This window comes from Paeniglutamicibacter quisquiliarum (assembly GCF_019084045.1).
GTDB lineage: Bacteria > Actinomycetota > Actinomycetes > Actinomycetales > Micrococcaceae > Paeniglutamicibacter > Paeniglutamicibacter quisquiliarum.
Genome location: NZ_JAHRED010000005.1, coordinates 1 through 14,680, shown reverse-complemented (window position 1 = coordinate 14,680; position 14,680 = coordinate 1). Strand labels below are relative to the sequence as shown.

Annotated in this window: 11 protein-coding genes; 2 read left to right on the top strand and 9 right to left on the bottom strand. The window is 69.9% G+C overall.

What is annotated here, in order from left to right:
* Positions 1-138: 138 nt before the first annotated feature.
* The 4 genes from KRR55_RS10345 to KRR55_RS10330 form a co-directional block, all read right to left on the bottom strand.
* On the bottom strand, positions 139-1,284 hold the full coding sequence (locus tag KRR55_RS10345) for a GuaB3 family IMP dehydrogenase-related protein (RefSeq protein WP_217389017.1): 1,146 nt from the start codon (positions 1,282-1,284) through the stop codon (positions 139-141).
* A 103-nt stretch (positions 1,285-1,387) separates the two neighbouring features.
* Positions 1,388-2,632, bottom strand: coding sequence for a BtrH N-terminal domain-containing protein (locus tag KRR55_RS10340; protein ID WP_217389016.1), 1,245 nt, complete (start codon positions 2,630-2,632; stop codon positions 1,388-1,390).
* A 153-nt stretch (positions 2,633-2,785) separates the two neighbouring features.
* Positions 2,786-3,595, bottom strand: a complete 810-nt coding sequence (locus KRR55_RS10335; RefSeq protein ID WP_217389015.1) for a class I SAM-dependent methyltransferase — start codon at positions 3,593-3,595, stop codon at positions 2,786-2,788.
* A 95-nt stretch (positions 3,596-3,690) separates the two neighbouring features.
* Positions 3,691-5,232, bottom strand: a complete 1,542-nt coding sequence (locus KRR55_RS10330) for a J domain-containing protein (RefSeq protein WP_217389014.1) — start codon at positions 5,230-5,232, stop codon at positions 3,691-3,693.
* Positions 5,233-5,464: 232 nt separating this feature from the next.
* On the opposite strand from KRR55_RS10330, the gene KRR55_RS10325 reads away from it, so the two are divergent.
* Entirely contained in the window at positions 5,465-6,265 is an 801-nt protein-coding gene (locus tag KRR55_RS10325) for a DUF427 domain-containing protein (RefSeq protein ID WP_217389013.1), read from the top strand.
* Between the two features lie 442 nt (positions 6,266-6,707).
* Here KRR55_RS10325 and guaB read toward each other — a convergent pair whose 3' ends face one another.
* From guaB to KRR55_RS10300, 5 genes are all read right to left on the bottom strand, one after another.
* On the bottom strand, positions 6,708-8,213 hold the full coding sequence (guaB, locus tag KRR55_RS10320) for an IMP dehydrogenase (protein ID WP_217389012.1): 1,506 nt from the start codon (positions 8,211-8,213) through the stop codon (positions 6,708-6,710).
* Positions 8,214-8,337: 124 nt separating this feature from the next.
* Entirely contained in the window at positions 8,338-9,153 is an 816-nt protein-coding gene (locus KRR55_RS10315; protein ID WP_217389011.1) for an HTTM domain-containing protein, read from the bottom strand.
* Entirely contained in the window at positions 9,138-9,569 is a 432-nt protein-coding gene (locus tag KRR55_RS10310) for a DUF677 domain-containing protein (protein ID WP_217389010.1), read from the bottom strand. Before KRR55_RS10310 ends, KRR55_RS10315 begins: the two co-directional genes overlap by 16 nt.
* Before the next feature lie 32 nt (positions 9,570-9,601).
* Complete coding sequence (locus tag KRR55_RS10305; protein WP_217389009.1) at positions 9,602-11,257, bottom strand: glycoside hydrolase family 10-like protein; 1,656 nt, start codon at positions 11,255-11,257, stop codon at positions 9,602-9,604.
* Positions 11,258-11,441: 184 nt separating this feature from the next.
* A complete protein-coding gene (locus KRR55_RS10300; RefSeq protein ID WP_217389008.1) occupies positions 11,442-13,541 on the bottom strand; it encodes an acyltransferase family protein in 2,100 nt (699 codons plus the stop codon).
* Positions 13,542-14,200: 659 nt separating this feature from the next.
* On the opposite strand from KRR55_RS10300, the gene KRR55_RS10295 reads away from it, so the two are divergent.
* Positions 14,201-14,680: hypothetical protein (locus KRR55_RS10295; protein WP_217389007.1), on the top strand; the 480-nt coding region annotated here is incomplete at its 3' end.

Here is a 14,680-nt window from a genome sequence, read left to right as displayed (position 1 = left end):
GCCGCTGCCTTGTAGCGTACACGGGGCCGACCGGCCCGGGCGCCTGCGGCGGGGATGCACAACGACCGGGCGCGTTCCGCCGCTTCCGGGGAAGCGGGGCGGATCGTTCCCGGCCGTCGTCGTGGCGGAACTGCGGTGCTAGTCGGCCTCGTAGGGGGAAACCACCACGTCGACGCGCTGGAATTCCTTCAGGTCCGAATACCCGGTGGTGGCCATCGAGCGGCGCAGCGCGCCGACGATGTTGGAAGTGCCGTTGGTGTGGTGCGAGGGGCCGAAGAGCAGCTGCTCGAGCGGCGCCACGGTGCCGACCTTGACCCGGTCCCCGCGCGGGTTGTTCTCGTGCGTGGCCTCCATGCCCCAGTGCCAGCCGGCTCCCGGGGCCTCCTCGGCGCGGGCCAGGGCGGTGCCGAGCATCACGGCGTCGGCGCCCATGGCGATGGCCTTGACGATGTCGCCGCTGGTGCCCAGGCCGCCGTCGGCGATCACGTGCACGTAGCGTCCGCCGGACTCGTCCAGGTAGTCGCGGCGGGCAGCGGCGACGTTGGAGATGGCGGTGGCCATCGGCGCGTGGATGCCCAGTGCGCGGCGGGTGGTGCCCGAGGCGCCTCCCCCGAAGCCGACCAGCACGCCGGCGGCGCCGGTGCGCATCAGGTGCAGGGCCGGGGTGTAGCCGGCGGCCCCGCCGACGATGACCGGGACGTCGAGTTCGTAGATGAACTGCTTGAGGTTCAGCGGCTCCTGGGTCTTGGAGACGTGCTCGGCCGAGACCGTGGTGCCGCGGATGACGAAGATGTCGACGCCGGCGGCAACGACGGTCTTGTAGTGTTCCTGGGTGCGCTGCGGGGTCAGCGAGCCGGCCACGGTGACGCCGGCGTCGCGGATCTCGGCCAGCCGCTTGGTGATCAGCTCGGGCTGGATCGGCGCGGCGTAGAGCTCCTGCAGGCGCGCGGTGATGGCCGGGTCGAAGTGCCCGCCGTTGGCGGACTGAAGGGCGGCGATCTCCTCGAGCACCTTGGCCGGGTCCTCGTAGCGGGTCCACAGCCCCTCGAGGTTCAGCACGCCCAGGCCGCCGAGCTTGCCCAGCGCGATGGCAGTGGCCGGGCTCATCACCGAGTCCATGGGTGCGCCCAGGATCGGGGTCTCGAATTTGTAGGCGTCGATCTGCCAGGCCACCGAGACGTCCTGCGGATCGCGGGTGCGCCGGTTGGGGACAACCGCCACGTCGTCGAGGGAGTACGCCTGGGCTGCGCGCTTGGAGCGCCCGATTTCAATCTCGTAAGTCACCGCACCACCCTATCAGCCCGGTGGCGGGGGCGGGTTCCCGGAAGAACCCGTCCCCCTCCTGCGTGACGTGCCGCGTTGGCGCGCGCGGCCCCGGCGGGGGGCTTCAGTCGCCCAGGGTACCCAGCGTGGCGGCCAGGGCGGTGGCCGCGCGTTCCTCCGCCGCGGCAATGACCTCGAGCTGGTCGGCCAGCTCGGCGAAGTGCGCGGAGCGGGCCGCCGGGTCGATGGCCGGGTCGACCAGGTCGGTGAACACGATCCAGTCCTGGGCCAGGTGCGCGTAGTCCCCGGCGTGGGCGGCCAGCGGCGCGAGCCCGGGCAGCGTGGCGGCCTCGGTGAGGAAATCGGCGTACTGCCCGCGCAGCGCACCCAGCCCGCCGAAGCGGGTGTCGGTGAGGAAGCCGAGGACCTGGCCCAGGCCCGATTCCAGGCGGGCCGGATCCTCGAAGATCCGCGTCCAGCCCTTGGCCGTGGTGGTGTCGCGCAGCTTCTCGGCCCAGTTGTTCATGCCGGCCACGCCGAAGTTCTTGGCGAAGTGCGCCGGGATGCCCTCCAGTTCACTGGTGCCCAGCAGGCGCCCGGTCGTCTGGGCGACGGCGGCGCGCACATTGGCCGCGAGCGTGTCGGCGTCGGGGCCGGTGGGCTCGGGCACCCAGGCCTGCCAGTGCTTGTCCTTCTTGCGCCGGGAGCGGGCGAAGGCCAGGTCCTCGGGCGAAATCGGGGTCAGCGAGCCGGAGCCGTCGTCGATCAGCAGGTCATCGCCGTGTTCGCCGACGACCACCAGGTCGATGGAGTCCGAGTCCTCCACGGCGTCGGCGTCGATCCACGGCAGGGCGGCGACGGAGGCGCGCACCACCACGGCGCGCCCGGCATCCAGCCCGGCATCCAGGTAGTCGGCGGCCAGGCGCGCGCTGCCGGTGGTGCGCTCGCTGAGCGTGGCCCCGCAGCGGGCCAAAAGGTTCGCGGTGTACGGCTCCGGGTGCGCCCGGGTGACCACGGTGGCGGTGGTGACTTCCTCGTAGACGAAGGTGAAGGCCATGAAGCCGATGCCGCCCGCAAGCCCGGCCAGCAGCGCCTCGCTCATCGGCTTGCCGGTCAGCGGGTGGGTCACCCCGGCCTGGGTGAGCACGCGGTGCCAGAGCCCGGCGTCGTACTGCAGGACGTTCTCCGGGGCCGGGTACTCGGGCAGTTCCGCCTCCTCGGCTGCCGCGGCTGCCGCGGCGGCGTCCTCCGCGCTGGCCGGGCGGTGGGGCTTCGCCGAGAGGATTGCCTTGCGGGCGGTGGTGTAGCTTTCCCCGGTGCGATCCATGCGGGTGCGGACGAGCTTCTTCAGGTTCTTCGGTTGGGCCACGGTGTGCTCCTTATGTGTTGCGTGTGCGCGCAGGCGCGGGTTTTTCCCGCACGCCGGGGAGGCAGCGCCAGTGACACATTCTACGTGGGGACGGCGCACCGGCCGACACCGCGCCCGCGCGTGCGCATCGGCGCCCCGCGAGGGGAACCGGGGCTAGACCGGGCGCACCGCGATGAGCAGCCGGGGCGCCAGCGCGCCGGATTTCACCGCCGCCACCGCGTGCCCCATCCGGTCCCGGGCGTCCTTCCCGAGCAGGACCGCGGTGGCCAGCGGCCCCGCGGACGCGAGTTGGGCGGCAGCCGCCGCCTCGAGCACCGCGGCGCTGCGGTCGGTGTCCTGGGTGACGATGAACCCCGCGGCGCGCAGGTGGTTGGCGTAGGCCTCGTCCGGCTCCACGTAGGAGGCCGCGGCCGCATCGGCCCACGGCACCGGGTATTGCAGCTCGTTGGTGCCCATCAGGTCATAGACCCCGAACACTCCCCCGGGGCGCAGCAGCCGGTGCACCTCGGCGAACACCGCCTGCTTGTCGGCCAGGTTCATGCCCACATGCAGCATGGTTGCCGCGTCGAAGGAGCCCGTCGGCAGCGCGGTGTCCTGCGCCGGGGCCAGCACCATGGTGATCGACCCGGCCATGGCGCAGGCGAGGTTCAGCTCCCGGGCCAGGTCAACGAATTCCGGCGTCACGTCCACCCCGGTGACCACCGCGCCCAGCTGCGCGAAGTACCGGGCCGGGCCGCCGATGCCGCTGCCCACGTCCAGCACCCGGGTTCCCAGCCCGATGCCCACCGCCCGCGCCACCTCCTGGGTGGCAGCCCTGCCGCCGGTGTGGAACTGGTCGGCCTCCTCCAGGTCCCCGGGCCGGAGCACCTCGGGCTCAAGCCCCGCGTCCCGCAACGCCGCATGCAGCCGCCCGCGCAGGTCCCCGGTGGTGTACCGGCTGATGGATTGGTCGATGTCGCTCATCACGGTCTCCTCGCGGCGGCTGGGCGCACCCTCCGCTTCCCGCGGCGTCGCGCATCCATGGCTTGTCCCCATGATAGGCCCGGGACCACCCGGAGTCACCGGTGCCCGGCACCCCGTTCCGCCCGCCCCGCACCGGGGCCGAGCACCAGGGCCGAGAGCGCGGCCTGGTCAACCACGTGGGGTTCCCCGGCGGCCAGCCAGTCCCCCACCTCGCGCAGGGCCATCTGCCCGGTGGCCAGCCGCGGCTGCCCCGGCGCGTCCCGGTTGCCGGCCGGGATTTCGGCCCCGTCGCCGGGGTGCAGCACCGTCCAGCCGCGCACCTGGAGCCCGGGGAACCGCCGGCGGTATTCGGCCACGGCCCACGACAGGCGCTCCGGGGCCCGCTCCGGGACGCGGCCGGAAGCCGTCCCTGCCGGAATGTCCTCGGGCCGGGAACCCCGGCCGGCGGGGCCGCGGACGGATTCGAGCAGGGCCAGCCGGTCGCCGCACAGCACCGCGTGCCCCACCCGCGGGAGGCCGTCGCGGGAGGATCCCGCCGGGTGGATCGTGCGGCTGCCGGGCAGGTGGTCAAGTCGCGCCAGCAGCTGCCCGGTCAGCACTTCGGCGATCCACCGGCCGCCGTCGTTGTCCCCGGCTTCGGGCACCGGACGCGCCGCAGGTCCCGGGCCAGGTTCCCAGAGCGTGCGCTCACGGATCTCCCGCGGGTCAAGCAGGGCCCGGGCGGCCGGGCGGCGGCCCCGGCGCGCGGTCGCCCGGAAGGTCTCGATCACCAGCAGGTAGCCGCCCAGCCACGCCAGCGGGACGGGGTTCGCAGCGGGCCCGCCGGCGAGCGCCGGGACCAGCAGGCCGCCGGCATAGGAGAGGAACAGGACCAGGGGAAGTGCCGGCCAGGTGCCCGGTGCGCCGCGGGCCCGCGCCCATCCGCCTAAAAGCGCCGGCAGGGGAACCAAGAACAGCAGCAACAGCGCGGTTGCCACCGGTGCCCGTCCGCCCCTCGCGGCAAGGACGGCCGGCACGCAGGCCAGCGCGGCCAGCAGACCCAGCGCCAGCCAGGCGAATATCCGGGGTGCCGGTCCGCGGCGGGGCGGCGCCGGGCGCAGGCGCAATGGCGGGTATTCGCGCTGGTGCCAGCGCATGGTCGATACGTCGATGTCGCCGCGGGCAAAGACGTCGAGGTCGGCCGGGCGCGCGGGCTCCTGCCGGGCGGACCACCTGGCGCCGGCCCGGGCGGCGGCTTCCCGGCGCGCCCTGGCCGCGTCGCGTTCGCGCTCCCGGGCGATCGCCTCGGATGCAGCGGCACGTTCACGGTCCCGCACCCGGGCCGACCGCTCCCGGACTTCGGCCTCGGCCGACGAGGCGCCTCGTGCACCGTCCGCGGCGGCGCCCGCGCGGGCGGGCTCGGCGCGGTTCCCCGACGCCGCGGCGATCCCCAGGCCGAGGCTCGCGTCGTAGGCTGCGCGCAGCTTCCCGTCCTGCAGGACCCGCAGCGCCTCGTTCAGGGCCTGGGCCATCGCCTCGCTTCCGGTGGGCGCGTCGGGATGGTGTTCGCGCATTTGGGCGCGGTGGGCGGCCTTGATCACCGACAGCGGGGCCGTGACAGCGACCCCGAGCACCGCGTAGTGGTTGGTCCCGTTCATGGTCCGGCTCCGCCCGTCCCAACGCGTCCATCGTGGACCATGACGTCCCCATTCCCCCGTGCGCGGTCCCCAAGACCGATGCGCTGCATCCGTGATGTTCACCCGAACATACCAACATGCGGCCTGTTTGGGCAGGGTTGGGGCACACCGGCAACCGACCGGCCCCGCCGGGACGGGGAACGGCGCCGGCACCGGCGTTGACCCGGGGCCCGGCGGGGCGCATACTGGCGCCGTGGCCACCCGAATCTCACACCTGTTGAACCAGTCATTGTCCGCCCTGAGGTACGAGCCAACCGGCAAACGGGTCCGCGCGGGCCTCGGCGGACAACCGGTCCTGGACACCACGCACGCGCTGCTGCTCTGGGAGCCGAGGCGCATCGTGCCGATCTACGCCGTTCCGGAAAACGACGTGCTGGCGGAGCTCACCGCGTCCCGGGCGGAGGTGTCCAGGGTGCCGGACGCGGCCGGGGTGCTGACACCCAACGACGCCTTTGCCCTGCACACCGCCGAGGGAACCGCACTTGACGTCCAGGTCCCCGGGCATGCGGCGCAGGCCGCGGCCTTCCGCCTGGCGGATCCGGACCTGGGTGGTGCCGTGCTCTTTGATTTTTGGGCCTTTGACTGGATGGAGGAAGAACAGCCCATCCATGCGCACCCGCGCGACCCGTTCAGCCGGGTCGACATCATCCCCTCGGGCAGGCACGTCCGGGTGGAGCTTGAGGGCCTGGTGCTGGCGGATTCCCGGCACCCGCTCATGCTCTTTGAGACGCGTATTCCGCCGCGCTATTATCTTCCGCCGGCGGATGTGAGGTGGGATGCCCTGGTGGCCACGGAAACCAGCAGCATGTGCCCCTACAAGGGCACCGCCAACTACTGGGCGCCCGCCAGCGGGGGCAGGAACGTGGCCTGGAGCTATGCCCAGCCACTGCCGGAGTCCGCGGCCCTGGCCGGGCTGGTCGCCTTCTACAACGAGCGCACCGATTTTCTCATCGACGGGCAGCGCCAGTCCCGCCCGCACACACCTGTTGGCTAGCTGCCGACGGCCACGGGCGGCCAGCCGAGGTCGATGGCGCAGCGGTGTGCAAGCGGCGCCGTTCGGTCCCGCGGTGACACGGTCCGCTGCCCGCGGCAGGGAGCCGGAAAAGGAAAAGGAAAAGGGCAGGATTTGATCGTTTACCGATGAAATCCTGCCCGGAGTGCCCACAGCTTGGGGTCTGCGGCGTTTCTCCCATGGAAGAAAGTGGCACTTGGGGGTGGCCAGTTTCTTCCGAAAATGGTCCTGCTCTGGGGGGATGACAGGACCATGGGGACCAGTCTAACCTACCGGGAGTTAACTTACGCAACCGCCGAAGTCACACGGACGTTCAGCGGCTATCGCCGGCCCATTGGTGCCGGCGTCCTGCCCGGCGCGCCGCCCGGGGCGGCACGGCACAGGGCCCCGGAGGTTTCCGGGGCCCTGTGCAGCTGGCGGTGACTTAGCGCGAACGGTAGTTCGGGGCCTCGACGGTCATCATGATGTCGTGCGGGTGCGATTCCTTCAGCCCGGCCGCGGTGATGCGGACGAACTTGCCGCGGTTCTTCAGCTCGGGGATGGTGCGTCCGCCGACGTAGAACATGGTCTGGCGCAGGCCGCCGACCAGCTGGTGTGCCACGGCCGAGAGCGGGCCGCGGTACGGGACCTGGCCCTCGATGCCCTCGGGGATCAGCTTCTCGTTGGAGGGCACGTCCGACTGGAAGTAGCGGTCCTTGGAGTAGGAGGTGTTCTTGCCGCGGGTTTCCATGGCGCCGATCGAGCCCATGCCGCGGTAGGCCTTGAACTGCTTGCCGTTCATGAAGACCAGGTCGCCCGGGGACTCGGCGGTGCCGGCCAGCAGGGAGCCGAGCATCACCGAGTCGGCGCCGGCAACCAGGGCCTTGCCGATGTCGCCGGAGTGCTGCAGGCCGCCGTCGGCGATGACCGGCACGCCGGCCGGGATGGCCGCCTTGGCTGCCTCGTAGATGGCGGTGACCTGCGGGACGCCGACGCCGGCGACGATGCGGGTGGTGCAGATGGAGCCCGGGCCCACGCCGACCTTGATGGCGTCGGCGCCTGCGTCGATCAGTGCCTGGGCGCCCTCGCGGGTCGCGGCCTGGCCGCCGATGACGTCCACGTGCGCTGCCGCCGGGTCCTTCTTCAGGCGGGCGATCATGTCCAGCACGCCCTGGGAGTGGCCGTTGGCGGTGTCGACGACCAGCACGTCGACGCCGGCCTCGATCAGCTTCATGGCGCGGTCGTAGCCCTCGCCGAAGAAGCCCACGGCCGCGCCGACGCGCAGCCGTCCCTCGTCGTCCTTGGTGGCCAGCGGGTACTGCTCTGCCTTGTCGAAGTCCTTGACGGTGATCAAGCCCTGCAGCAGGCCGTCGTTGTCGACCAGCGGCAGCTTCTCGATGCGGTGCTTGCCCAGCAGGTTGATGACCTCTTCGCGGGACACCCCGACCTTGGCGGTGATCAGCGGCATGGCCGTCATGGCCTCGTAGACCTTGGTGGTCATGTAGTTTTCGCGCGGCACGAAGCGGGTGTCGCGGTTGGTGATGATGCCCAGCAGCTTGCGGTTCTCGTCCACGACCGGCAGGCCCGAGACGCGGTAGTGCGCGCACAGGTCATCCCACTCGGCCAGCGTGGCCCCCGGGTTGACCGTCACCGGGTTGGTGATCATGCCCGACTCGCTGCGCTTGACCTGGTCCACCTGGTTGGCCTGGTCCTCGATCGACAGGTTGCGGTGGATGATGCCGATGCCGCCCTGGCGGGCCAGGGCGATGGCCATCGGGGCCTCGGTGACGGTGTCCATGGCAGCGGACAGCAGCGGGATGTTGATGCTGATCCGCTTGGTCAGGCGCGTGGTCGTGTCGGCTTCCGAGGGGATCACATCCGTCGGGCCGGGAAGCAGCAAAACGTCATCGTAGGTGAGGCCTTCAAAGGCAAATGGATTGAACTCAGTCACGGGGGACCTTTCACGCCGGTGCGGGGATTGATTACATCCTAGAACGCTTCACCGCCAAGCGACATTCCCGCATGGTTGGTGTGGCGAACGCAACGTCGCAAAGCGGGCCCCCGCGGGCTTGCGGCTACCCGGCGAGCGCCCGGCGGCGGGCCCCGGTCCCCTGTCTGGGACGGTGTCCTTGCAGGGCGTCGTGGGCGAACAGCACGTACCCGGCGAGCATGATCAGCGCGAAGGCGATCAGCGGCATCGCGGTGTTCAGCATCACCACGATGCCCAGGTGCAGTCCGGCACCGACCAGGAATGCGATCGGCCGCAGCGCGGGGATCCACAGGGCCACCGAGAGGAACAGTTCCGCCGCCACGCTGCCGGCCGCCAGGAGGGGAAGCAGCTGCTGCGAGACCGGGACCCAGTCGCGCAGGTGGTGTCCGATGACCTCCCCCGAGAGGTACTGCTCGTTGACCTTCGAGATGGCAGTCCAGGCATAGACGGTGGTGATCTGGAGCTTCACCAGGAACGCCGGCCAGTACTGCACCTGCACTTTTCGGTTCCACGCCCCGGGCTTCAGGGTCAGGCCCGACCCGCTGCAGGAGAGGTAGAACGCGAGCAGGGCCAGCAGCACCAAGTGGTTGCTGAACGCCTGCTCGTCCGCGGCAAGTGCCGCCACCGAGGTGGCGCAGACCAGGATCATCGGGAGCCGACCGGCAATGCCCAGGACCGCCCCGAGGCCTGCCACCATGGCCACGGCGAACATCCCCAGCACCATCGAGGGGCCGAGGTCCGGCAGCGCGTCGAAGTAGGGCAGTTGCAATCGGGTGCCGGTGGAAACCCGGCCGAGCGTCTCGAACCATTCGGTGGCCACGATCAGCGAGGCGAGGCCCAGCAGGATCCTGCCGGCGGCCAGGGGCCGGGCGTCGATGGTGCGACTCAGAAGCCGGAGCATGCGAAGACCTCCTCGCGCGCCGGGGTTTCATTCCACACGCGCACGCTCAGGACGTCCTCACGGGTGCGGCAGAGAAATTCGGCCGAAGGGGCGAAATAGTCGATCTCGATCCGCAGCCCGGAAACCAGATCCCGCAGGGAAACCTGTTCCTTTTCCCCGTCGACGGTGGTCACCTCGGCCTCGGGCAGGGACACATACCGGGCGTACATGTTCCAGCCAAAGCGCTGCGGCCCCTCGCCGCCGGTGGCCAGCAGCGGTCCGAGCAACATCGCCCCCGCGGCGAGCGACACGGCGATCCCGCGCAGCGCCAGCCGCGATCGCGTGGGCGGCGAGGCGCCCGTGCCGGCCATGTCTGTGCCGGCGGCAACGCTCGCCGCAGTGACCCGTGCAAATTCCCCAACATCCCCCAATGCCATGATCGGATTCTAGACCCCGGAGGTGGTGTTCGTCACGCCCTGATGTAGATCGCGGTGGCACGCGAGGAGTCCACCCCGGTCTGGCTGATCGACTGGATCATGTACCAGTAGGAGTGCCCGAGCACCACGCCGGTGTCCAGCCAGGACTGGGCCGAGGTGGTGCGCCGGCGCACGGCGCGCAGGTAGGTGGCGGTCGACTGGATGTACGGGACGACCGAGCCGGTGGATTCCCAGCGCCAGATCGCGATGAGCTTGATCGGCTCGCCGCTGGAGCTGGAGGTCCAGCTCAGCCGCACCCCGGTGCCCTCGCGCACGGCCCTGGTGATGGTCGGGGTGTAGGGACGCGTGGCGAAAAGCTCCGGGTAGGGCACCGGGAGGCCCGGCCGCGCGTAGTGGCGGGCCTTGAGGATCCCGATGGCGTTGAGCTTGTTCGCCCGGAAAGCTGTGGTGTTGTAGTACGCCTGGCCGCGCACCGCGGGCACCGAACGGCACTTGGTCACGTGGTCGCGCAGCTCGTTGGGATCCTGCCAGGCGGCGGTGTTCGGGTCCCCCACCTTGTAGGCGGCCTCCCCGGTGTACAGCTTCACGCCGGTCCCGGCGACCTGCTTGGCCCACCAGTCGACCAGCACGTTGTAGTTGGCCACGGAGTACCCCTGGTACCAGTAGAGCTGCGGGGCGATGTAGTCGACCCAGCCTTCCTTGACCCAGCGCCGGGTGTCGGCGTAGAGGGCATAGAAGCTTTCCAGCCCGCTGGTGGCCGAGCCCAGCGTGCTCGAGGTCCTGTTGGCCCAGATGCCGAAGGGGCTGATGCCGAACACGACCCGCGGCTTGGCCGCCCGGATGGCGTTGTGGGTGTCGCGGACGAACACGTTGATGTTGTTGCGCCGCCAGGAAGAGATCGAGGTGAAGGAGCCCTTGTAGGTGTTGTAGGTCGAGGAGTCCGGAATCGACTGGCCGGACACCGGGTAGGGGTAGAAGTAGTCGTCGAAGTGGACCCCGTCCACGTCGTAGCGCTTGACCAGGTCGATGACCACGTTGCGGATGTAGGTGCGCACCGCCGGGATCCCCGGGTTGTAGTAGCGCCGTGGACCGTAGGCGAAGGACCAGGAAGGGTTCAGCCGCGCGGGATGGTTGGACACCAGCGAGGTGAGGGAGGTATCCATCGAGACGCGGAACGGGTTGATCCAGGCGTGCAGCGCAATGCCGCGCTTGTGCGCCTCGGAGATCGCGTAGGCCAGCGGGTCGTAGCCCGGGTCCCTGCCCTGGGTGCCGGTGAGGTACTTTGACCAGGGCTCCCCGAGGGTCGACTTCCACATGCGGTCAGCGGCCGGGCGCACCTGAAGGATCACCGCGTTCAGGTTCCGCGACACCGCCAGGTCCAGGATGGAGCGCAATTCCGCCTGCTGGGCGGCGATGGACAGCCCGGTTTTCGAGGGCCAGTCGATGTTCACCACGCTGGCGGTCCACAGCGCACGGAATTCGGTGCGCGGGTAGGTGGCGGACGTGAAGGTGTTTCGCGAGGAGACGGTGTAGACGTGGTTGCGGATGACGGCCGCGGCGGCCGGGGCCGCCATGAGCCCGGGACCCAGGGCTGCGCCGGCAAGTGTTGCCACCGCCGCCGAAAGCACCGCCCGCCGGCTCACGGGATTGGCAAGCGACGGGGACGATGAGGCCAATTCCGTTTTCATGGCGGTGACTCCGATGGTGCGCGAGTTGTCACGGCCGCGCTGGATCGTTCGGCCGCTCGGAGGCAACATTACGCCGCGCCGGCTGCCCCGGAAAGTACCGAAATATCACGCTTGCGCGGCACTTTGGTTACGCCAAGACCACCTCCGGGGCGGGCCACCGGACCGCCACCCGGCAGGGGGGAAATCAGCGTGGACCGGCGAGGGCGGCGAGGAAGCGCTTCTCGAATTCCGCCGCAGTGGTCCGGGCGAAGGTGCTGGTCAAGTGCGACTCGTCGAGGTAAACCAACACGTTCCCGATGACCGGCCGGCAGATTCCGTCCGGGCAGAGCTGGTCGGTCATGTCCATGGTGGAGAACCCCTTGCCCAGCGTGCCGCCGGCCGCCAGTCCCTCCAGCGGCGAGGTTTCGGCCATGAGCTCGGACACCGGGGCGCTGCATTGCTCCGCCTCGGCGCCGAAGCGGTCCACGCACTCCGGGGCGGCGGTGGGGAATCGCGGGGTGTCGCGCAGGGCCACCACGGGGATGTCCGCCTCCAGCAGCGGACGGATCCCGGCCTCGTAGTCGGGCACCACCCGCTCCTGCTCCCCCGCCGTGCGCCCGTGCCGGTCCGGCCCCAGCGCGGTGAAGCTCCCGAGGGTGATGACCGCGTCGGGGCCGTGCCCAAGCACATACTCGCCGGCGGCGGCGTTGAATGCCCCGCACTCCTGGCCGCGGGTATCGGAGGGCCCGCCGAAGCGGCACGACGGCTTGGTCAGCAGGATCCAGCGCCACCCGTGCTTTTGCGCCATGGCGTCAACCGCGCCGCTCCAGTGCTGGGCGTGGGAATCCCCCAGCAGCACGATGGTCTTCTCCGCCTGCGGGTTCCCGCCCTGCTGGCAGTACTCGATGGCCGGCGACTCCGGTGCCCACTGCCCGGTGCACTCGGCACCGAAGTTCGACCATTCCTCGTCGAGCTTCGTGGTCAGCGGGACCATCACGGCGGCGGAACTTGGTTCGTGCCCGAAACCGGGATCCAGGATCGCCGCGCCGGGGTTGTCGACCTGGGCCTGGGACGCCGCGCGCGTCTCCTCGGCGACGACCCGGTGCTCCCACCCTCCCAGCGGCACCAGCACCAGCGAGAGCAGCACCGCAATGCTCAGCCCCGCGCGCCGGCGCTTGGCCGAGAGCCAGTGCCAGGATCGCATGGGCGATTCGACGATGCGCGTCGTGGCCCAGGCCAGCAGCAACGACACCACCATGATGCCCAGCCCGGCGCCGAGGGAGATGCGCTCGCTTCCGGATTCGACGAGGAAGAAGACCATGACCGGCCAGTGCCAGAGGTACAGCGCGTAGGAGAGGTTCCCGAGCCAGCCGAGGGGCGGCACCGACAGGACCCGCTGCACGCCAAGCCGGTGGCTTGGTGCGATGATGACGAATGCCGCGGCGAGCGTGGGCCACAGCGCCAGGTAGCCGGGGAACTCGTGGTCAACCTGCAGCAGCACGCCGCAGGACAGGATCGCCCCCAGGCCAAGCCAACCCGCCGGCACGGTCAGTGCCGCGGGAAGCCTTTGCAGCAGCGGCAGGAAGATGGCGACGAGCGACCCCAGCGCAAATTCCCAGAGCCGGGCACCGGTGTCGAAGTAGGCCCACTCCTGTGCAGTGGCGGTGGCGTGGATCGAGTAGGCCAGGGAGAGCGCGAACACGACGCCGAAGAGCGCGCCCAGGGTCATCCGGTAGCTCAGCGCGGGGATCCTGGCGCCCAGCGCCCGCCACAGCAGCATGCCCGCTGCCAGCAAGAGCGGCCAGAGGATGAAGACCTGTCCCTGGATGGACAGCGACCAGAAATGCTGCAGCGGGCTGGCCGTGGCGTGCTCGGCCGCGTAGTAGTCGACCGATTCGCGGGCCAGCTGCCAGTTCTGCACATAGAAGAGGCTGGCGGTGATCTGCTCCATGATGGAGTTCCAGCGCGCCTTGGGCAGCAGGGCGACGCTCGCCGCAATGGTGGCCAGCAGCACCAGGACCGCCGCGGGCAACAGCCTGCGGAAGACGTTGAGCCAGTAGGTCAGCAGGCCCACCGGCCGCCCGCCCTCGACCTTGCGGATGAAGGCACCGGTGAGGAAGAACGCGGAGAGGAGAAGGAACACGTCCACGCCGCCGGAAACCCGGCCAAACCACACGTGGTAGACCATGACCAGCACAACGGCCAGCGCCCGCAGGCCCTGGAGCTCGGGCCTGAAAGCGGATGCGGTGTTCGCGGCAAATGGACTCCGCCCTGCCACGCGTTGCGCAGGTAAGGAAAGCGACATCAGTACATCCTGGAAAATCGACAGCGTCCCATGCCCGGAACGTTGGGCATGGGCATCCAACGCTACCAAACCTCGTTATCGATTCGTTACGGGATGTTCCCTGACTGGCCACGTGGTGTGACTCGCCGCGCCAAGCGGTACCCAGCCATCAGGGTCACTCTGCTGCCGTTGGCCGAGCGGGCGCTTTTCGCGCGCCTGCGGCCCAGTCCGGCCCAGGGTTGCCGACCAGGGACGAAGTCGCCGACGAGGAAACCCGATGGCATTCTTCGGGAAGCGCACGCGAGGACTTGTCTGGGGAAACAGTATCCCCGCGTGCACCGCTCCATAGCGAGTTCCGATCCCGATTGCACGGGCGCGGCTGCACCCCCGAAATCCGGAGCGGGCGGCCTTCCAGGCAGGCTCCGATCAGCGCCGTCACAGATCCTGCGTTGGCTTCGAACCACAGGTCAACCGTGAAACAACGTTCGCGGACATACCCTGCGAAAAGCTTGCGCCCAATGGCAACCTCCGGGCCCTACGCCATCGGCCGCAGTCCGAGCGCGCGCACGATTCCGGGCCCTAGGTTTTTACAAGCTGAGGGGACTACTAATGAGCGTCATGGGGCGGCGGGGCATGTCGTTCCTGCCCAGTGGGGGGCACACCCTGTAGTAGGAGTCATCATGTTTCAGAAGACCCGCACCAAAATGACGGGAAAGCGCGACCTCAAAAGAACCCGCTCCTCGGTGTTGGCAGGTGCGGCGTCAGCGGCACTGCTCGCCGCGGCACTGGTTCCATTGGCAGGAACCGCAGCATCCGCCAACACCGCAGGCAATGGACCGGTCGATCCACAAAATGGCTTCCCGACCTGGTTCTCCGACGGCACCGCGAAACTCCAGCTGTGCTACACGGCCGGCACCGGCTGCCTGATGGAACCGCCGAATCCCGATCTTCCCGCGTCCTACCCGGACAACTTCCCCGACGAGGCCTTCTGGTTCGCCGCGGAAGCCAGCGGCGGGAACCTGCGCCTCTACGAGGCAGCCCTGGAGGCAGCGCATGCCAACGAGATCGTCCAGGACGGGGGCCAGATGGGCTTTGGCCGGCTGCGCTTCATCATCGAGAACATCGTCGCGGGCCAGCAATACACCGTGACGCACCCCTAT

Bases quoted from the DNA above. Each gene is read 5' to 3' on its own strand.
- KRR55_RS10335 (WP_217389015.1), bottom strand. From the start codon at position 3,595: ATGAGCGACATCGACCAATCCATCAGCCGGTACACCACCGGGGACCTG.
- KRR55_RS10330 (WP_217389014.1), bottom strand. From the start codon at position 5,232: ATGAACGGGACCAACCACTACGCGGTGCTCGGGGTCGCTGTCACGGCC.
- KRR55_RS10315 (WP_217389011.1), bottom strand. From the start codon at position 9,153: ATGCTCCGGCTTCTGAGTCGCACCATCGACGCCCGGCCCCTGGCCGCC.
- KRR55_RS10310 (WP_217389010.1), bottom strand. From the start codon at position 9,569: ATGGCATTGGGGGATGTTGGGGAATTTGCACGGGTCACTGCGGCGAGC.
- KRR55_RS10305 (WP_217389009.1), bottom strand. From the start codon at position 11,257: ATGAAAACGGAATTGGCCTCATCGTCCCCGTCGCTTGCCAATCCCGTG.
- KRR55_RS10300 (WP_217389008.1), bottom strand. From the start codon at position 13,541: ATGTCGCTTTCCTTACCTGCGCAACGCGTGGCAGGGCGGAGTCCATTT.